At 64.5% G+C, this 19573-nt stretch carries 15 protein-coding genes, 1 pseudogene and 1 other annotated feature; of the genes and pseudogenes, 6 read left to right on the top strand and 10 right to left on the bottom strand.

All coding sequences use genetic code 11. The features are described from left to right. Positions 1 to 317: 317 nt before the first annotated feature. The 5 genes from LWC34_RS40395 to LWC34_RS40375 all read right to left on the bottom strand — a co-directional run bounded on the left by LWC34_RS40395 (position 318) and on the right by LWC34_RS40375 (position 6394). A protein-coding gene (locus LWC34_RS40395; RefSeq protein WP_233730478.1) for an IS3 family transposase occupies positions 318 to 1534 on the bottom strand; the annotation gives its coding sequence in 2 pieces (ribosomal slippage) (positions 318 to 1255 and positions 1255 to 1534; 1218 coding nt in all). Further along, positions 1143 to 1256: a sequence feature (AL1L pseudoknot), on the bottom strand. (Overlaps the previous gene by 114 nt.) A gap of 512 nt (positions 1535 to 2046) precedes the next feature. Continuing rightward, positions 2047 to 3591, bottom strand: coding sequence for a recombinase family protein (locus LWC34_RS40390; protein WP_233730477.1), 1545 nt, complete (start codon positions 3589 to 3591; stop codon positions 2047 to 2049). Beyond that, the gene (locus tag LWC34_RS40385) at positions 3569 to 4234 is read right to left on the bottom strand and encodes a biliverdin-producing heme oxygenase (RefSeq protein ID WP_233730476.1); all 666 of its coding nucleotides are present in this window, start codon (positions 4232 to 4234) and stop codon (positions 3569 to 3571) included. Before LWC34_RS40385 ends, LWC34_RS40390 begins: the two co-directional genes overlap by 23 nt. A 57-nt stretch (positions 4235 to 4291) precedes the next feature. Further along, a complete protein-coding gene (locus LWC34_RS40380) occupies positions 4292 to 4888 on the bottom strand; it encodes a TetR/AcrR family transcriptional regulator (RefSeq protein WP_233730475.1) in 597 nt (198 codons plus the stop codon). Positions 4889 to 4897: 9 nt separating this feature from the next. Continuing rightward, a complete protein-coding gene (locus tag LWC34_RS40375; RefSeq protein WP_233730474.1) occupies positions 4898 to 6394 on the bottom strand; it encodes a glutamate-cysteine ligase family protein in 1497 nt (498 codons plus the stop codon). A gap of 171 nt (positions 6395 to 6565) precedes the next feature. Here LWC34_RS40375 and LWC34_RS40370 point away from each other — a divergent pair, with 171 nt between their 5' ends. Both LWC34_RS40370 and LWC34_RS40365 read left to right on the top strand, forming a co-directional pair. Further along, positions 6566 to 7378 carry a TrmH family RNA methyltransferase gene (locus LWC34_RS40370; RefSeq protein ID WP_235730311.1) on the top strand — a complete coding sequence of 271 codons (813 nt, stop codon included), beginning with the start codon at positions 6566 to 6568 and terminating at the stop codon, positions 7376 to 7378. 8 nt (positions 7379 to 7386) lie between these two features. Beyond that, entirely contained in the window at positions 7387 to 7962 is a 576-nt protein-coding gene (locus LWC34_RS40365) for a DUF2537 domain-containing protein (RefSeq protein ID WP_233730473.1), read from the top strand. Positions 7963 to 8000: 38 nt separating this feature from the next. On the opposite strand, the gene LWC34_RS40360 is transcribed toward LWC34_RS40365, so the two are convergent. Next, positions 8001 to 9821 (bottom strand): ABC transporter ATP-binding protein, encoded by a 1821-nt coding sequence (locus LWC34_RS40360; RefSeq protein WP_233730472.1) that lies wholly within the window; start codon positions 9819 to 9821, stop codon positions 8001 to 8003. Further along, complete coding sequence (locus LWC34_RS40355) at positions 9818 to 11590, bottom strand: ABC transporter ATP-binding protein (protein WP_233730471.1); 1773 nt, start codon at positions 11588 to 11590, stop codon at positions 9818 to 9820. Before LWC34_RS40355 ends, LWC34_RS40360 begins: the two co-directional genes overlap by 4 nt. Before the next feature lie 178 nt (positions 11591 to 11768). Between LWC34_RS40355 and LWC34_RS40350 the strand changes: the two genes are divergently transcribed. The 3 genes from LWC34_RS40350 to LWC34_RS40340 are packed head-to-tail and all read left to right on the top strand — an operon-like array spanning position 11769 to position 14977. Continuing rightward, on the top strand, positions 11769 to 13454 hold the full coding sequence (locus LWC34_RS40350) for a glycosyl transferase (protein WP_233730470.1): 1686 nt from the start codon (positions 11769 to 11771) through the stop codon (positions 13452 to 13454). 60 nt (positions 13455 to 13514) lie between these two features. Then, on the top strand, positions 13515 to 14018 hold the full coding sequence (locus LWC34_RS40345; RefSeq protein ID WP_233730469.1) for a SigE family RNA polymerase sigma factor: 504 nt from the start codon (positions 13515 to 13517) through the stop codon (positions 14016 to 14018). Positions 14019 to 14023: 5 nt separating this feature from the next. After that, positions 14024 to 14977: a hypothetical protein gene (locus tag LWC34_RS40340; RefSeq protein WP_233730468.1), complete on the top strand. Its 954-nt coding sequence runs from the start codon at positions 14024 to 14026 to the stop codon at positions 14975 to 14977. Between the two features lie 439 nt (positions 14978 to 15416). Here LWC34_RS40340 and sepH read toward each other — a convergent pair whose 3' ends face one another. Then, positions 15417 to 16454, bottom strand: coding sequence for a septation protein SepH (gene sepH, locus LWC34_RS40335; protein ID WP_233731002.1), 1038 nt, complete (start codon positions 16452 to 16454; stop codon positions 15417 to 15419). Positions 16455 to 16715: 261 nt separating this feature from the next. Here sepH and LWC34_RS40330 point away from each other — a divergent pair. Beyond that, positions 16716 to 17483: pseudogene (locus LWC34_RS40330) on the top strand (glycosyltransferase 87 family protein); the annotation flags it as partial. 206 nt (positions 17484 to 17689) lie between these two features. Here the strand turns inward: LWC34_RS40330 and LWC34_RS40325 are convergent. Further along, positions 17690 to 18850, bottom strand: coding sequence for a sensor histidine kinase (locus tag LWC34_RS40325; RefSeq protein WP_233730467.1), 1161 nt, complete (start codon positions 18848 to 18850; stop codon positions 17690 to 17692). Continuing rightward, positions 18847 to 19503, bottom strand: coding sequence for a response regulator transcription factor (locus LWC34_RS40320; RefSeq protein WP_233730466.1), 657 nt, complete (start codon positions 19501 to 19503; stop codon positions 18847 to 18849). Before LWC34_RS40320 ends, LWC34_RS40325 begins: the two co-directional genes overlap by 4 nt. Positions 19504 to 19573 lie beyond the last annotated feature (70 nt).

Below are 19573 nucleotides of genomic sequence, written 5' to 3'. Positions count from 1 at the left end.
GGGGAGCCTTCTGGTCCGGACTTGATCTTCGCAATCCAGTTCTACCAAGGGCTCCCCGCCCATCTTTCCCCGGGTCTCACCACTCCCCAGCACATCGACCAGCGCTCGTCCGAGCAGCTTCGCGGCTCAACAAACGAACCAGAATCTTGGTGAGATTACCTCAGTCAACCGTTTGATCGAGCTTACGACACGTTCGTAACGTATATTCGCCAGCGCGAGTCAACCGTTATCGCATCCCGCTTGATTATTCTATCATCAGTCTTTGGGGGTGAATGGCGACGACAGCGCAACCTGAACCGCACCGGGATCGATAGAGGCTACCTCGATATCGTCTTGGCTACCGTATCAGATGTTTCTTGGGCGTAGTAGAGGGTCTCGTATTCGGCTGGCGGGATGTTGCCGATCGCGCTGTGCAAACGCCGATGATTGAACCAGTCAACCCACTCGAGAGTGGCGATTTCCAGTTCGTCCACGGTCTTCCATGGTCCCTTCCTTCGGACCAGTTCGGTCTTGTATAGTCCGATCGCTGACTCGGCGAGAGCGTTGTCATAGGAATCGCCAGTTGTGCCGACCGAACACTCAGCACCGGCCTCAACGAGCCGCTCGGTGTAGCGAATTGACGTGTATTGCGTGCCACGGTCGGAGTGGTGCACAAGCGTGTTAAGCCGGTCATTACGTGCCCAGATCGCCATGTCCAGCGCGTCCAAGGGCAGATCTGTGGTCATGGACGTCGAGGTGCGCCAGCCGACAATCCGCCGCGAATAGACGTCGATGACGAACGCGGTATACACGGTGCCGGCCCACGTGGCGCAGTAGGTGAAATCCGCGACCCACAACCGGTTCGGCGCGGCTGCGGTGAAGTCGCGTTTGACCAGGTCCGGAGCCCGTCGGGTGCTCGGGTCGGCGACCGTCGTCCGGCGGGTTTTCCCGCGCACCGCACCGGACATCCCCAGCGTGCCCATCAGCCGCTCGACCGTGCACCGGGCGACCGTGATGCCCTCGCGGTTGAGCTGGCTCCAGATCTTCCGGGCGCCGTAGACGCAGTAGTTTTCCTCGTAGACGCGGCGGATCTCGCGTGCCAGCTTCTCGTCGCGGACCGATCGGGCAGACGCTGGCCGGGTGAGCGCGGCATAGTACGTTGACGGAGCGACCTGTAATTCACGACAGATCGGCTCGACTCCGAATTCGTTCTTGTGACCGTCGATGAATTCGACTAGCGTGGCGGTCGCGGGTCGAGCTCCCGCGCGAAGAAAGCAGACGCGGCTTTCAAAATCTCGTTAGAGCGTCGGAGCTCTCGGTTCTCACGCTCCAGCTCGGCGAGTCGCTGCGCATCCGCAGTCGACGTACCCGGCCGACCACCGTCATCAATTTCAGCCTGCTTTACCCACGCCCGAAGCGATTGGTCACCGATCCCCAAACGAGCGGCGACCTCAGGGATCACACCATGCGAGCTACCACGTTCACGACGGATCTCGAACACCAAACGAACCGCACGCTCACGCAACTCGTTCGGGTACTTCTTGGGCGCAGACACGATCTAATTCTCCCATAGGATCAGAGTCTCCATCGATCCCGGGGCGGTTCAACCTGTTGGAGAAGTACATCGTCAAGCATGTATGCTGCCGCCTCGCCGAATCGGGAATGAAGATCCCCGCCGAGATAGTGAGCTATCTCGGGGATGAAACCGCAGCATCTGCCCCTTATCTGCACATCGAGCTTGAGATTCGGGCTGACATTGTCGAATACATCGATCGGTTGAGTCGGCAGGCCGAGACCCACGGGAGCCTATGGGTAGGTGAGCTGATAATGAATTACAGCAATTCGCGGCGTCAAATTACTAACGCATACAGCTTCTTTGGGTACAGATGGCTCCGTATAAATTACTTCTTTGACATAGATAACCTGCGAGGGTCGTCCAACTTCTCTACGGACCATGTTTCGCTACCTGTCGGGCGCAACGTAGCCACTGCCGACATTGACGCACTTACTGACGAGGGGTATGGCGATCCTGAAGCGGCCACATAGCCTGGAAAGGTTGGAAATCAGTCAACTTTCCTGGTGGAAGACCACCGTGATTTGGTCGGGGTGAAAGTGTCTAGCTCCCTTGCCTGCTGGATGGATCACGATAGCGGTCAAACTTTTTGCGATCGCCGCTTGTTTCTGCTCCGTGCTGAAACTGGGCGAGTCCCACAGGCTCTCAAGGTTGGTAACGGTCGACGAGCGCAAGTTGCTTTCTTTCGAGTACTTGCTTTTCTCGCGGCGAAGGTCGGCCTTTTTGGCTTCCATGCGCGCGAGGCTCGGGAAGTAGTGTTCCGCTGGATATGTGCCAGCTTCGTATTGGCGCGTGGACTCGCTAATGCGGCCTTCTAGATCCTGTAGTTCCTTCTCCTTGGGCCACGGCGGCAATTCTTTCATCTTGACTGCGCTGATCCGCTGATGATCCGCGATTACCAATGCCTTTATGTAATGTTCAATAGGCTCGGCGACCCGCGAGACGCCACCGCACCCGCCTTGTCCTCGACTAGGGCATTTATAACGCCGCCGTCGGTGTTCAGTGCCATGTATCTTGTCGTTGGTGCAAACCATCCGAGCGTTGCATTTTCCGCATCGAACGAACGGGGATAGCAAATGAATGGTTCTATAGCCGCGCCCCTTGCCGCCTAGTCGCGACTCTTCACCCTTCTCTGCTGGCGCCCATTGTTCAACTACTTTCTCGTACTCCTCGTCTGAAAGAATCGGCTCCCAGCGTCCACGAACGGGGACGCCATCCTCGTCTCTCATGACGTCCTCATGATAGATGACCATGCCGCACATGCGCGGCCGGAGAAACATGTTTCGAATGGTTGACGCGCGCCATTGTGCGCCGGTGACCGTCGCGATACCGCGTTCGTTCCACTCGGCCGCTATCGTGAGTGAACTGACCCCCGCAAATATGCGGGGTAGCGCATCTCGGATGTTCTTCATCTCGCGCTTGTTTACGTGCAGTCGATCCTTGCGCCAACCGTACGGGCGGAGCGGGCCGCCGTTGTGTTTCCCCTCCAACGCCGCTAGGCGCTTGCCGTTCGTTATACGGCGGGACGTATTCCGGGACTCGTCGTTACGCTGACCTACCAGGCGCCGGGCCGACGAAATGCCCTCGTCTGTAGACAGGTCAATGTTCCCGGTCATACTGACGGCATATACGCCGTAGAGCTCTACAGCGTCGATCAAGTCTTCCAAGATGCGTGGGTCACGCGTGGCCCGATCGATGTCGACCGCAGCCAGCGCGTTGCACTCACCGCGCCGCAAGGCGGTCATGATCGCTTCCCAGTCTGGCCGTACGACCCGGTAGCCGTACGTGCCATCTGGCAACAAGACTCGTTGGCGCTTGAACGACGACACGTTCGGCTCTTGAACCTCTAGGCCGACTCGGCCGCCGATCCCCTGGACGAACTTGCGAAGGTCGCTGAGCTGGTAGTCGACCTTCCCCTTCTCGTCTGGTCCACCCTTGGTGACTGTCCTCGACTCGCGAGCCGACAACGCCCAAACTAGCTGCTCAGGGTCATGCTTGATGAGCGTTCGGCCCCACTCACGACGTGGTGCTGTTCCCATGAGTCGAAGTATGCGTTAGAAACTTCGTGGCAAGGGCGGCGAAAACGGCGACGTTCAGCTCGTACGCCCGAACGCTCTCGATGATGACCCGCTTGCGCTCCTGCGCGTTCCACGGCGCCTCGTTGAGCAGCGTGCGGTAGTTGTCTCGGAACTTGGGAGCGCTGGGGATCTGGTCGAAGACGTAGAACATCGACCCCGGGCCCTCGACGCCGTGCAGTTTGCGCAGCCGGTGCCGGATGATCTGGCCGCCCGCGATGTCGCCGAGGTAGCGCGTGTAGTGATGCGCCACGAACTCGCCAGACCACGAAACCGAGCGGATCCGCTTGCAGTACTCGGCAGTCGCGGGCAGCTCTGAGACCTGCGACTCCCACGATGGACCGAAGTAGTACGCCATGTCCTCGCGCAATGCCTCGCGGCGGTTGAGCTCAGCGAACACGAACTTGCCCGCGATCGGGTCGTCGCGCATCGCCTCCGCGGCTTCCTCCAAAGCGGAGTAGACGAAGTACAGCTGGCTGGCCAGCTGGCCGAAGGCGTCAACTGACAACTCTCCGCCGAGCAGTGCCGAGATGTAGGGGGAGTGGTTCGCCTGCTCGTGCGAGGGCATCGTCGCGGCTCGCAGGGTTTCCGAGAACGTCGGGCTCATGCTCACGTCTCCTTTATCTGACACCGCTGTCAGAAAAGGATAGGCGATTTCTTCGAGTTAGGCCACCCTAACTCCTACGGCGCGCAAGATGAAGCGCACGGCGGTCTCGATTGTGTTGTCCAGCTCCGACCCGGCGTCCACGACCTCGCGGGACGCCAAACTGGCCGTGATCATCGTGATGAGGACGTCCACGTCCTCGTCGACCATCTGCCCAGAGGCGATCCCACGGGAAAGGATCGTGCGCAACTCGGTGGTGATCGGATCGACGTGCTCGGCCATCCGCTGATACGCCTCCGGCGACAGCAAGGCGTTCAGCTTCGCGCCCGGCGGTGTGTGGCGTCCGGCGAGCACGCGCAGCTGCATGCGGACGAACACTGCCAGCGCCTCGACCGGATCGGACACCGCGGCCAGTGCTTCCCGAAGCCGGATCACGTACTGCGACGTCTCGTTCTCGACGAACGCGACCAGCAGCGATTCCCGGTCAGGGAAATGGTTGTAGATCGCGGTCCGGCCGACTCCGGCGGCCGAGGCCACACCGGACAGCGTGATCGCGTCGAAGCCACGGGTGTACAGCAGCGTGCGCATCGCGTCGAACACCTTCGCGCGCACCTGCGAGCGGTGCTCGGCCAGCGACTCGCCGAGGATTTTCGGCATGTGCTGACACTAACCGACCGGCCACGTATGCACCGGTTCACCGGTGTGCATCAGCTCGATGTACGCCCGCAGCATCCCGACAAGCGCCGCATCCCGGTGCATACCCCGCTGCTCCAACCTGGCCACGGTCTCCCGCTGCCACGAAGCGCCGTTACGGCGAGCGACACACCGCTGCTCGATCACGGCCAGATACCGTTCCCGCGCGGCATCCGCGACGCCACAGTCGCGCAAACCCTCGTGCGCCATGGGAAGCAGCCGGCGCAGGACGAGCTCGTCCGGCGGGATCCAGCCGATGCCCGGCCAGTACAGCTGCGAGCCGAGGCCGTGCCGGGCCGCCGAATACAGGTTCTCCTCGGCCGCCTGGAACGACATCTGCGTCCAGAGTGGACGGTCTTCGTTGACCAGTGCGCGTTGCACGCCGTAGAAGAAAGCCGCGTTCGCGACGAGATCCACAACCGTCGGACCTGCTGGCAGCACACGGTTTTCCACGCGCAAATGCGGGACGCCGTCAACCACGTCGTACACCGGGCGGTTCCACCGCCACACGGTTCCGTTGTGCACCCGCAGTTCCCGCAATGTGGGCGCGCGGCCTTCGGCAAGCTCGGCCATCGGGTCTTCGTCGTGCACTTCCGGTAACAGGCCGGGGAAGTATCGGACGTTCTCCTCGAACAGGTCGAAGATCGACGTGATCCACCGCTCGCCGAACCAGACCCGCGGCCGGACGCCCTGGTTCTTCAGCTCTTCCGGCCGGGTGTCGGTGGCCTGCTGGAACAACGGGATCCTGGTCTCGTGCCAGAGTGCCTTGCCCAGCAGGAAAGGCGAGTTCGCGGCGAGCGCGACCTGAGGTCCGGCCAGGCATTGCGCCGCGTTCCAGTGCGCGGCGAAGTCCTCGGGCGCGACCTGCAGATGCAGCTGTGCCGACGTGCACGCGGCTTCCGGCAGGATCGATTCCGCGATGCTGCGCAGGCGTTCCGGGCCTTGGCCAGGCATCGGCTCGCCTTCCATGTGCAGCTGCATTTCCTCGCCCCGAGCGGCGAAGATGCGCTCGTTGAGGATGTTGTAGCGCTCGTTCGGCGAAAGCCAGCGCGCGTCGAAATGCTCTTCCCGCAATGTGGGCAGGATCCCGATCATCACCAGGTCCGAGCCCGCGTCGTGCGCCTTGGTGTTGGCCCGGGTCAAGGAGGCGCGGATGTCCTCCTCGAGCTCGATCGCCCCGCTGCCGTCCAACGGTCTCGGCCGCACGTTCAGCTCGAGATTGTGCTGGCCAAGCTCCATCACGAAGTCCGGGTCCGCGATCTTTTCCAGCACAACGGCATTGGTCATCGCCGGATGCAGCTTGTCGTCGACAAGGTTGAGTTCGATCTCAAGACCCATGTGCCTGCGGTGGAAAGCGAACGATTCGCTGTTGAGCATCGCGGCCAATGCGTCAAGACACCGCTGGACTTTGCGGCGATAGTGTTGGCGGTCCTCCCGGGAGTAGGCCCCGGCAGTCACGTCCCTTCCCATGCCGCCTCCCCTTCGCTCGGCTCGGCCGCAGCAGGAAAATCAACGTTGACACAGCAACCAACGCGATTGCTAGCGGCCAAATCGGTGCTGTCAGTCACTCGCGTATAACGCTCCGCGCTAGAGAGGGCAGTCGGTCATAGCGGGGTTTCCCGTCAACCGGGAGCACCAATCATGGAAAGATCACCCCTTGTGGCCGAGGTGATCCGGATAACAGACCCAGCAGACCCGCGGCTCGACGACTTCCGCGACCTCACCACGGCCGACCGCCGGCCGGACCGGCCAGGCGGAAAGGGCCTGGTCATCGCCGAAGGAGTGGTGGTCGTCCGGCGCCTGCTCGCCTCGCCGTACCCGGTGCGCTCGCTGCTCGGAGTGGAGCGCCGGATCGCCGAGCTTGACGCCGAAGTGGACAGTTCGGTCCCCGCATACGTCACATCAGCCGACGTGATGGCCGAGGTCGTCGGATTTCACCTGAATCGCGGTGTGCTCGCGGTCGCCGACAAGGTCAAACCATGGAGCCTCGACGACCTGACCGGCAAGAAAAGGCTCGCTGTCCTTGAAGGCGTCGGCGATCACGAGAACCTCGGCGCGCTGTTCCGTAACGTGGCAGCGCTCGGGTTCGGCGGTGTGGTGCTCGGCCCGGGATGCAGTGATCCGTTGTACCGCCGCAGTGTCCGCGTCTCGATGGGTCACGTGCTCGCGGTGCCGTTCACGACCGTGACCGAATGGCCGGGTGCGTTGAAACACTTGCAGAGCAAAGGTTTCCAGGTGCTCGCGTTGACCCCGAGGGCGGATTCGGTGCCGCTGAACGAAGTCACCATCGATGGTCCGGTCGCCGTACTGCTCGGTTCGGAAGGGCCAGGCCTGACCGACGAGGCGATCGACGCCGCCGATCACGCTGTGCGTATCCCCATGGCGGGTGGCGTTGACTCCTTGAACGTCGCCACGGCTGGTGCCGTCGCGTTTTACGCAGTCGGTACTGGTTAGCTGTTGGCGTGGAATTGCGCACGAACCGTGAGCGAGCCGAGCTCATCGGGCCTGATGACGAGGTCATCGACCCGCAACTGCTCGACGTGCCAGCCGAGCTGACCACGGACCTGCACGAATGGGCCCGGGTCGTGGCCGCCATGCAGCGCGCTGACGCGCCAGAGGACGCCTCGGCCGCCGTCCTGGTGTCCCGGCGGGGCATGCAGCTCGCGGACAGACTCTCAGCGGTCCTGCAGATGACCGTGCGCTACCACGACCCCTTGACCGGCGAAGTCCTGTTCGTCGACGCCGCGCCGGAGCCTCCCGCGCCGCCTCAGCCGGTGGTCGAGGAGACGCCGTGGCCGACCGGTCTGACCGTGAGCGGCCTGATGGCGATCGTGACGTTCGCGGCCGTGCTGACCTTGGCGATCACGTTGAGCGAGACCAGCGCGTTGCTGGCGATCGGCGCCAATGCCGTGGTCACCGCAGGCCTGGCGCCATCAGTCTGGCTTGCCCGCAATGTCCTGATCTGGCGCTGGGTCGCCCTCGGAGTCGCGGCAGGCCTCGCCCTCGGCTGGGTCGGCCTCCTGTTTGTGCTGCTCTGACCTCGTGAGTGACCGGCGAAAACACTCACGAGGGTTGATCAGGCCAAACTCTCGAGCCAGGCTTGGTGCAGGGCCGCGAACTCGCCTCGGCCTTCGGCTACCAGGTCGGCTGGGGAGCCGTCTTCGACGATCCGGCCGCCTTCGACCACGAGCACACGGTCGGCGATCAGCACTGTTGACAGGCGGTGCGCCATGATCACGGCTGTCCGGTCGGTCAGCACGGTTTCCAGGGCCGCCTGCACCGCTCGTTCGCCGGGCACGTCCAGGCTGGACGTGGCCTCGTCGAGCACGAGTACGGCCGGGTCGGCGAGGAAGGCTCGCGCGAACGCGACCAACTGGCGTTGACCTGCGGAAAGCCTGCCACCGCGCTTACGCACGTCGGTGTCGTAGCCATCCGGCAGCGCCGCGATGAACTCGTGCGCGCCGACCGCCGCGGCCGCCGACTCGATCTCGCCTCGGGTCGCCGACGGCTTGCCGAGCGCGATGTTGTCCGCGACCGAGCCGGAGAACAGGAAGTTCTCCTGCGTCACCATGACCACCTTGTCGCGCAGGTCCTCGTCCGCCGCGTCCCGAAGGTCCACTCCGGACAGTCGCACGGATCCGGCCGTCGGGTCGTAGAACCTGGCGACCAGCTTGGCGATCGTGGACTTGCCCGCACCCGTCGCACCGACGAGCGCGACCGTCTGTCCAGCTGGGATGGTCAGGTCGAACTTCGGCAGGACAACCGGTGTGTCCGGGCCGTAGCGGAACTCGACCTGCTGGAACTCGATGGTTCCGCCCGGTGGCAACGGTTTCGGCTTGACTGCTTCGACGACCGTCGGCTCTTCTTCGAGGACGCCGGAGATCTTCTCCAGCGCCGCGCTCGCCGAGGCGTACGAGTTCGCGACCTGCGCCAACTCGTCGAGCGGGTCGTAGAACCGGCGCAGGTACAGCGTGAACGCGGTCAGCACGCCGAGTTCCAAGCTGCCGCCGGTGACCCGCCACGCACCGATCCCGAGGACGATCGCCAGCGATACGTTGCCGATGAACCGCACCATCGCCGCGAATGTCGCGACCGCGCTCGTGGCGGTGTAGTTGGCATCCCGGTACTCGGCGTTGTCGACGTCCATAATGGACTCATTGCGGTGCTCGCGGCGGAACGCTTGCACCGCGCGGATTCCGTTCATGGTCTCGACGAACTGCACGATCACCTTGGCGATCGCCGTGCGCGTCCGCCGGTACGCCCGGCCGGAAGTGACCCGGAACCAGCGCAACGTCAACACAAGCGGGATGAAGCCCGCCATCACGATCAACGCGAGCGGCACGTCGAGGATGAGCAGCAACGTCCCGATGAACGCCAGCGACAGCACCGCGTTCAGCAGGTTGTCCAAGCCGTCTTCCAGCAGCTTGCCAATCGAGTCCATGTCCGCGGTCAGCCTGGAGATGACCTTGCCGGACGTGTAGGACTCGTGGAACGACAAGGAAAGCCGTTGTACGTGCCGGAACAGCCGCCCACGCAGGTCGAGCAACACGTTCTGGCTGATCCGCGCGGCCAGCCGCTGGAACGCCATCAGCAAGCCGGAGTTGGCGATCGCGCTCAGTGCGTAACCGCCGATGCACCACGCGAGAATGCTGGTGTCGCCCCGGAGTGCCGACGGGATGCCGGTGTCGATCGCCGCGGCGATCAGCAACGGACCCGCCAGCGACACCAGGTTCTGCAAGACCACCAGCGTCAGCGCGGCCGCGGCGGGCCAGAGGTGCGGGCGGACAAGCGATCCGAGCAGCTTGCGTGACCGCGCCTGCAGTTTGGCGCCGACTTTCGCGTCCAGCTCCTGGACCTCTTCCGCGGCGACGCCACGCCACGAATCGTCCTGCGTCATGCCCTCACCTCCTCAGGTGCATCCAAAGTGGACAAAAGCTTCCGGTAAGCCGGGTTGCTCGCCAGTAGTTCCGAATGGGTACCGACGGCCGCGATACGCCCATCGGCCAGCATCGCCACCCGGTCGGCGAGCTGGACCGTGCTCGGCCGGTGCGCCACGACCAGCGCGGTCACCCCGGAAAGCACCTCACGCAACGCGCGTTCCACTTCGGCCTCGGTGTGCACGTCCAAAGCGGACAAAGGGTCGTCGAGCACGAGGACCGACGGCCTGCCCACGATCGCCCTGGCCAGCGCCAACCGCTGCCGTTGTCCGCCGGAAAGCGACAGGCCCTGTTCGCCGATCCGGGTGTCCAAGCCCCACGGCAACGCCTCGACGAACTTGTCCGCCTGAGCGATCCGCAATGCCTGCCAGACCTGCTCGTCGGTGGCCTCGCCTGTGCCGAGCGCCACGTTCTCCCGCACGCTCGCGGAGAACAGCACCGGCTCCTCGAACGCCATCGACACCAATGTCCGCAGGTCAGCCAGTCGCATGTCGGCCACGTTCACGCCATCGATGGTGATCTGGCCGCCGGTCACGTCGGCAAGGCGCGGCACCAACGCGGTCAGCGTCGTCTTGCCGGAACCGGTCGCGCCGACAAGCGCTACGGTTTCCCCGGGCCGCACGTCGAGGTCCACCCCGCTGAGGATTTCCTTGCTGCCCTCGGAGTGCCTGAAATGGACGTTGCTGAACCGGAGGTGACCACGAGCTGGGCTGGCTGCCGGCTTGGCGTCCGCCGGATCGGCCACCGTCACCGGCTCGTCCATCACCTCGAAGTACCGGTCAGCGGCGGCAGCGGCCATGTTGGTCTCCGCCAGCAGCCAGCCGATCGAATCGGTCGGCCACCGCAGATACGCGGCCACGGCCATGGCCGCGACCAGCGTGCCGACGGTCATCGTCCCGTTGACGATGCCGGTCGTGCCCACCAGCAGCTGCCCAGCGATGCCGATTTCCGGCAGCAGGACGATCGCGCCCCACAGCAACGACGAGATCCGCACCTTGCGCAGTTCCGTACCGCGCAACAGCTTGGCCTGCTTGCGGAACTTGCCTGCCAGGTGCGGGCCGCGGCCGAACGCCTTGAGCACCCGGATGCCCAGTGCGGATTCCTCGACCGTGGTCGCGAGGTCGCCATCCTGGTCCTGCGCGAGCCGGGCGACGACCTTGTATTTACGCTCGAACACCGTGGAGATCGTGATCAGCGGCAGCGCGGCGAGAAGTACCGTCAGACCGAGCCAGAAGTTCAGGCCGAACAGCACGATCAGGCCGCCGAGCAGGGTAAGGCTGTTGACCACAAGGAAGATCGCGACGAACGCGATGAACCCGCGGATGGTGGACAGGTCGGCCACCGCGCGGGACAGCAGCTGCCCGGACTGCCAGCGATCGTGAAACGAGACCGGCAGCCGCTGCAGGTGCGCGTAGAGGTCGCGGCGCATGCGCGCTTCGATGTGCGTTGTCGGCCGGGCGAGTACCTTCCGGCGGAAATAGAAAAGCCCGGCCTCCGCGGAGCCGAGCAGCGCCACCGCGAGTACCGGCCAGAGCAGGCCGGAGATCTCACCCCTGGCGATGGGGCCGTCGAGAATGCTCTGGATCACCAGTGGAATAGTCAGTCCCGCGGCCATTCCGCCGACTGTGGCGATGATCCCGAGTATCAGGTATCGGCGCCACGGCCGCGCGTACGGGCCAAGGCGCCACAAGGATTGATAGGCCGAGCGCGGTTGCTCCGCCTGTTTCATTCCGTGCCCCCAAACTTCTTCGTGCCAGCCCTCGACGTTACAAAGGAACGCTGTGCCGGTGCATCCGAATTTCCTCGCCATCGTGCGACCTCAAGCACACTTGAGGTCAACTGTCGGGGACTCGATGCAACCTGCTAGCGGTCCGAAGGGTCTTTCTAATGTGCTGCAGAAGAGCCCGGTGATCCGACACGTGACGACGCGCGTGACCGCGCGCGACCTGATCGTGATCGGGATCTACGTACTGGCTTCCGTACTGCTCTACAGTCTGATGTGGACGGACCTGCGTAACGGCTACCTGTACAACAGCATGCAGGACCAGAACATGTTCGAGTGGTTCTTCGCGCTGGCGGCGGCCGCACCGGGCGACGCGTTCTTCACGACGCTGCAGAACTACCCGACCGGCGTGAACATGATGGCCAACACGTCGGTGCTCGGCCTGGGAATCCCACTGGCGCCGATCACATGGCTCTTCGGCTCGACCGTGACATGGACGGTCGCGTTGACGGGAAGCGTCGCGGCGAACGCGGCCGGCTGGTACTGGGTGATCTCCCGCCACATGGTGGACAGCCGGACAGCGGCGGCGATCGGTGGAGCGTTCTGCGCCTTCGCGCCGCCGATGGTGACGCACGCGACCGCGCACCCGAACTTCACGGCGTTGTTCCTGGTGCCGTTCATCGTCTCCCGGCTGATCCACCTCGCCAGAGGCGAAAAGCTGGTGAAGCACGGCGTGATCCTCGGCCTGCTGGTGGCATATCAGGTATTCCTCGGCGAAGAGCCATTGCTGATCACGGCGACGGCCCTGCTGATCTTCGGGCTGGCCTGGCCATCGGTGTTGAGCAAGCATTTGCTCAAAGGCATCGGAATCGGGGCCGCGGTCACGCTTGTCCTGGTGGCTTATCCCTTGTGGCAGCAGTTCGTGGGGCCGCAGAGTTACGACGGTCTCGGGCATGGACCGGCAGGCAACGACCTGGCGTCGATCACGGCCTTCGGGAGTTACTCGATCGCCGGGGATCCGGAGTCCGCGGGCAAGGTCGCGATCAACCCGACGGAGGAAAACGCCTTCCTGGGCTGGCCGTTGGTGATCTTCTTGGTCGTACTGGCGATCTGGCTCTGGCGCGTGGCCGCGGCTCGTGCTCTCGTGATCACGACGGTCGCGATGGCTGTGCTGTCCCTCGGGTGGGAACTCAAGATCAACGGCGAGAACACCGGGTTCCCGTTGCCGTGGCAACTGGTATCCGAGCTGCCGTTGTACGACTCGATGCTCGGGCCGCGGCTGTTCATGGCTTGCGTGCCGTTGATTGGCATCTTGCTCGCCATGGCGTGCTATCGAATTCTCACGCTCGCGCAGCATGCGACGCACATCCCGCTGCGGCTGCTGTGGTTCGGGGCATTGGCCGCGATCTTGATCCCACTGGCTCCGACCCCACTGCCCATCATCTCGCGCGCGGACACCCCGGCGTACTTCACCGAGGGCATGTGGCGTGCCAACGCAGGACCGGACAAATCGGTCGTAACCGTGCCCTTGGCGGGCCCAGGGAACTCGCTGCCCCTGTATTGGCAGGCCCAAGCGGGCATGGGGTTCAACATGGCCGAGGGCTACTTCGTCGGGCCCGACCGCGAGGAGCTTGGGCACTACGGCGCGGTCCAGCGGCCCACGAGCCGCCTGCTTGACGAGGTCGCTCAGGGGTACGACCGCACGATCGGCCCCGCGGAGATCGCGCAGGCTCGGATCGACCTGCGGTATTGGCGGGCCGGAGTGGTCGTGCTCGGGCCGCATGAACGGCAGCGTGAGCTTCGCGCGGTGTGCGAACTGTTGTTCGGTCACGGAACCTATGTTGGCGGGGTCTGGACATGGGTTGTGTGACCGGCGCCACACAACCGATGGTGTTTCTGGCGTTGTCCCCCTGATGAAAGGGGGTGGGTTGTGCGAGCGTCAGACGAAGAGCGCTACACCGAGTACGTCACCGTCCGGTTGCCTGCCTTACGCAGAATCGCCTACCTGCTGTGCGGAGACAGCCATCGCGCGGACGACATCGTCCAGAACGCGATCACCAAGCTGTACGTGCACTGGCGAAAGGCACAGGCGGCGGACAACCTTGACGCCTACGTCCGGGCCATCGTGGTCCGGGCTTTCTTGACCGAACAACGCACAGGCTGGTTCTCCCGGACCCGCGTGGTCGACGAACCACCGGACATCCCGGTCCGCGGACCCGACATCGAGACCAGCCAAGTCCTGCACACAGCACTGCGCCGGGTCCCGCCACGGCAACGAGCCGTGCTGGTGCTGCGGTTCCTCTATGACATGCCAGTCGAGGCGGTCGCGCACGCCTTGAAGTGCTCGGCGGGCACCGTGAAAAGCCAGACCTCGCTCGGCCTGGCAACTCTGCGCAAACACCTTGGCGACATGAACCTGCTGGCTGAGAGGTGATGGGCATGACTGAAAACGAAGGGCAGCGGATGCTCGCACCGTTGCGTGAACTCGACCCGGACACGCGGTCCACCGTGGACGTCACCAAGGCCAAGGTCGCGGGCAGGCGGATGAGCCGACGCCGGATCGTCGCTGGTGCCGTGGCCGTGGCAGGCGTTTTCGCGCTGATCGGAGCCAGCGTGCCCATCCTGTCCTCGGCTTACTCCGCTGACCCGGTTGCCCCGGCCGTGACCGAGCCGGCGTTCGGCCCGCTGTACGAGGCGGTCACGGTGGGCAAAGCAGGCGGATTCCGGCCGAACTTGTACAAGACAGGCCGGGACAGGCAGACGATCGATCTTGTCAGGGACGACGGCAGCACCGGAGGAGGTTTGATCACCGTGTACCCGCCGGGCGCGGCGCGTGACGAGATGGGTGTGAAAGGGCCAGGTCCTGGGATGTTCGCAGGCGACGTGAAGTTCGAATGGGCCCCGGGTGCGTTGGCAACGGTGCAGGTCGTCGGGCCGGAACCGGACATGCAGGCTCGTGCCGAGCAAATCCGCCAGAGCGTGGCGGTGGCCAAGGACAAGAAGGTGAAAGTGCCGTTCACCGTGGACAAGGCCGCGCTGGGCGCGTTGAAGGTCGCCGCGGTGATCACGATGTACGACCCCACCGAGCCGATCAAGGTCACGGTGTTGCTGAGTGCCTCCGAAGCGGTCGAGCGCGGGTCAATGATGCTCACCGCGACTTTGGGCGGCTACGGACCTGGACCGAAGGAGAAACTCGGTGATCACGAAGCCACGGTCGTCGGCAACGACTACGGGGTCGAGTACATCGGCATCTCCGACCGCGGCTCGAAGATGAACCTCACGACGTGGAACGTCATAGACCAGCTTGCACTGGCCAAGGCCGTCATCGGGTCCGTGCGGTTCGTCCCGGACGCGACCAACCCAGCGAACTGGGCCGACAACCCGATCCGCTGACCTTCAACGCTGTTCCCGCAGGTCAACCCGTGCGTGCAGGAAAACTGTCGTACCCCTGCGATAGCGTAAAAATCAGGGGTCCCCCTGGCGAATTCCTGGTGGGGAGGAGCTTGGCCAAGGGACAGATGTGGGGAGCGGGGAACTGGGGCATGGGAAAGGGGACAGGCTGAGCCTGTCCCCTTTCGCTGGCTGTCGGCTTGCTAGCGCGGTCCCGCTGGCCTCGGTCTGATGGCCCGCAGGTTTGGCAGTGCCTGCCGGTTTTGTTCGATTTGCTCGGTCCCGTCGGCTCTCGGCCTACGGGCAGCCTTGTTGGCCTTTGCCCGCTTGGTGCTTGCCCTGGCCCAGCCCCCGATAGCCAAGGGCTCCCGGGCCACGTGAGCTTGCCTACGCCCTCGTCCCGCAATGCCCAGGCCTCCTCGGCCCAGGTACCCAGGGGTCGTTAGCCCCGGTTGGAGCGAACCCCGAGCAGGACGTCCTCCCAAGCGGGCACGACAGGGTGGTTCTTCTTCTTGCCGCGCCGAGGTGCAGGCTTGTCCTTGGCGGCTTCTTGCTTTGGCTCAGGCTCGGGTACCAGTTCTTCCTGCACCGGCTTGGTAGCCGCGGCCGCAGGCTCCGGCTCGACCACCGGTTCCGGCTCAGGAGCAGGCGACGGCTCCTCAGCCACCGCAGGCTCTGGCTCCGGAGAAGCCACCGGTGCAGGCGGCTGAACAGGCTCAGGCTCCCGGTGCACCGGCTGCTGATAAACCGGCTCCTCCTGGACAGGCGGCTGGTAGACCGGCTCAGCCTCCTGATACACCGGCTCAGGCTGAACCGCAGGCTCCGGACGCGGCGGAGCCTCCACCGCAAGCGCTTGCCGAGCCAGCTCGGTCACCGGCCGAACGGTCCGCAAAGACCGGTTCGGGTTCGGGTCGAGCAGGTCATGGGCATGATCGTCGAGCGGAGTCACCGTGCCGCCGTGCGCACCGGGGTGGAAGGACCAGTGTGCGTGGTTGTCCGAGCGGCCCGCTGTCCAGCGCAGCTGCACGATCCACTTGTTTTCCTCGTTCTTCCACGAGTCCCAGACCGCTTCCGAGTACTCCTGGCCGCGCAGGCCGAACGCGTGCGCGCACACCTCGCCGAGGGTTTGCACGTCCGGACCGTCCTCGCGGACTGGGTGGGCACGCTGGGCCAGGTCGGCGGTACGCGATCGTTCGAGCAGCACCGGGTAGGCGAACCGTTCGACCTTGTCCTCCGGCAGCCCGGACGCCGAGGCGACCTGCGCGACGGACTCGCCCGCACGGATGCGGGCCTGGATTTCACGTGGGCGCATCTGGCTCTCCAGCTCGATTTCGATCTGGCCGAGTCTGGTGACGTCGCCACGGGCGGCCGCTCTGAGCCGCTCGTCCGCCGGCAGTTGGAAACGCTCGCCACGCATCGGGTCTTCGAGGATGACAGTGTTGCCATCCTCTCCGAGCCCGACCACTCGCAGCGCGCGCACCTCAAGCCTCCCGAATGACTTCACCTCGCTGACTTTGTGACGTTATTACGGCGCGCCTCCTTGACGACGGAGGCGCGCCGCGCCTCAGCGAGATACTCACTTCGATCTTCCCGCATCCCCAGCGGATTCGCACTCCTTTAGTCAGTACTTTGGTTAGGCAGAACGGAGGAATCACAGGTGCGGGGATCAACACTCCTCGGAATCGTCGTCGCAGAGCTGGCCGCGATCACGCTGATCGTCTGGCTGAAGGTGTTGGACGGCATGGATTTCGAGATCTACCGACTTGGCGCATTGACATGGCTGCAGAGCGGTGATCCATACGGCGTGTTGCCGCCGACGCGCCGTGGCATCCTTCTGCCGTTCACCTACCCGCCGTTCGCCATCCTTGCCTTCGTTCCCACGACTTGGGTGCCGTTGCAGGCGGGTTTCCTTGTACTCACCGTGATCTCGGTCGCGCTGCTGTTCGTCGTGGTGTTCGGCTTCGTGGTGAGCTTGCGGGGCCGGGAAAAGGGCCTTGTGCTGCCCGCGATCGTCGCGATCGGTGTGCAGTTGCTCGCCGCGGGGATGGATCCGTTCCGTGCCACGCTTGGCTACGGGCAGATCAACATTCTGTTGATGGCACTGGTCGCCGCCGACTGTCTGTTGCCGAACAAGCGCTGGCGCGGCGCGTTGATCGGCCTCGCTGCGGCGATCAAGCTCACGCCAGCCGTGTTCGTCCTGTTCTTCCTCATACGCAAGGACTATCGCGCGGCGCTGCGCGCGGGTGTGACCTTTCTCGCGGCAACCGCGGTGGCCTGGGTGGTTCTGCCTGGCAGTTCGCTGACGTACTGGACCGTGTTGTTGTTCAACGGGGAACGAATTGGCGGCCCGGATTTCGTTGGCAACCAGTCACTTCGTGGTGCGTTCGCCCGGTTGTCCGTTGATTTCTGGTGGGTTCTGCCCGCCGCGGTGATCGTTGCCTTGACAGTGTTCGTGATTCGACGCACAAGCGGGCCAGTCGGACTGGCGGTAACGGCGTTGTGCGGGTTGCTCGTGTCGCCGATTTCGTGGGTGCACCACTGGGTGTGGCTGATTCCGGTGCTGGTTGTCTTCGGCTGGACCGCGATTACTGAGCGTCGCGTCGCGATCGGGGCGGCGGTGGTTCTGGCCGCGGCCGTCGCCATCGTCACGCCGGTCTGGATGTTCGAGAGCGGCGGCTGGAAGGACGGAGTCTGGCAGCAGCTCGTGGCCGACAGTTACGTGCTCGCCGGGATCGTCCTGTTGGGCGTGATCGTGGCGTACGCGGCAGGCGGCAGGTCAACCCGCAAATCCAGCCCGCCGGACGGGCGCGCGGCGACCCCGATCGACCCGTCGTGGGCCTTGACCACGGATCGCACGATCGACAGCCCCAACCCGGAGCCGCCGGACGTGGATGTGCGTTCGAGCCTGCGGAACGGTTCGAACAATCCGGGCAGCGCCTCGACCGGCACGACAGGACCGGTGTTGACCACGCGCAACGCGGGCGAATCGGCTATTTCGACCGAAACCGAACCGTCGGAAACGTTGTAGCGGATCGCGTTGTGCACGAGGTTGGTGATCAGCCGTTCGAGCAGCACGGGATCACCGGCGACGGTCCGTGGCCGAAGGTTCTTCTTGATCGTCACGTTGTACTGGTCGGCCAGACCGATGGATCCGAGCAGCACGGTCTCGGCCACCTGATCGAGCCGCACCGGCACGCGCCCGCGCAGGCCACGGTCGCTGCGTGCGAGCACGAGCAGTCCCTCGATCAGGCGTTCGCTGCGCTCATTGGTGACCAGCAGATGCTCGCCGAGCCTGCGCAGCTCAGGCGATGCTTTCGGGTCAGCCATAGCGACCTCGACCAGCGTGCGCTGGACCGCGAGTGGGGTACGCAGTTCGTGTGATGCGTTCGCCACGAAGTGCGTCTGGCTGTCGAAGGCCGAAGCGAGCCGGTCGAGCATCCCGTCGAACGTGTTGGCGAGCTCTTTCAGCTCGTCATCCGGCCCGTCGAGGTAGATCCGCCGGTTCAGGCTCTCCGCGCCGAGTCTGCGGGCCGTCGCGGTGATCGTGTGCACGGGACGCAGCACGCGGCCCGCGATGTACCAGGACATCAGCGCTGCGATCGCGCCCGCGGCCAGCAGGGCGATTCCCGAGGTCAGCAGCATTGTCTGGATCGTCGACGCCCGGTAGTCCGCCACTGTGTCGACCGTCTGCATACGTGCCGTCGTCGTCACGCCGTCCGGGATCGCGTAGCCGGGCACCGCCGCGACGAACGCGGCAGGCTGCGGCAATACGCCCATCAGCAGCAGGTAGTTGATCACTACGAGCACCACGCCGACGGCCATGAAGACGAGGCCGTAGATGACTGACAGGCGCGTGCGGACCGACCAGCGGTTCATGACAGTCGATACCCAGCGCCGGGCAGCGTGTCGATCACCGGGGGATCGCCGAGTTTGCGCCGCAAGGTCATCACCGCGACCCGGACCGCGTTGGTGAACGGGTCGGTGTGCTCGTCCCATGCCTTCTCCAGCAGATCCTCGGCGCTGACCACGTTGCCTTCCGCCCGCATGAGCACTTCGAGCACGGCGAACTCCTTCGGCGAGAGCGCGAGGTGCCTGCCGTCGCGCGACGCCTGGTGGCGGGGCAAATCCAGCACGACACCGGACCGTTGCAGCACGGGCGGCAGCGCGGGCCGGGCCCGGCGCGCAAGCGCTTGCACCCTGGCCACCAGCTCGTCGAACGCGAACGGTTTGGTCAGGTAGTCATCGGCACCCAGCCGCAGGCCCGTCACCCGATCGTTGACGTCGCCCGCCGCGGTCAGCATCAGCACCCTGGCCTCGCCGCCCGAGTCGATGATCGACCGGCAGACGTCGTCGCCGTGCACCTTGGGCAGGTCACGGTCGAGGACCACGACGTCGTAGCTGTGCACGTGGACGCGTTCGAGCGCCGCGTCGCCGTCGTAGACCACGTCAACTGCCATGGAAAGCCGCCGCAGCCCTTCGGCCAGGGTGTCGGCGAGCAGCCGTTCGTCCTCGACGACCAGAACTCGCATGTGGACAGTGTCCCCGAACTGGGGTTAAGCGCCAGATAAGCGCTTTCGCTTAACGCCGCCGAATCGGCCG

Origin of the sequence: Kibdelosporangium philippinense (assembly GCF_021390435.2) — a bacterium.
In the GTDB taxonomy this organism is placed as follows: Bacteria; Actinomycetota; Actinomycetes; order Mycobacteriales; family Pseudonocardiaceae; genus Kibdelosporangium; species Kibdelosporangium philippinense.
This window is presented reverse-complemented; position numbering and strand designations above follow the sequence as displayed.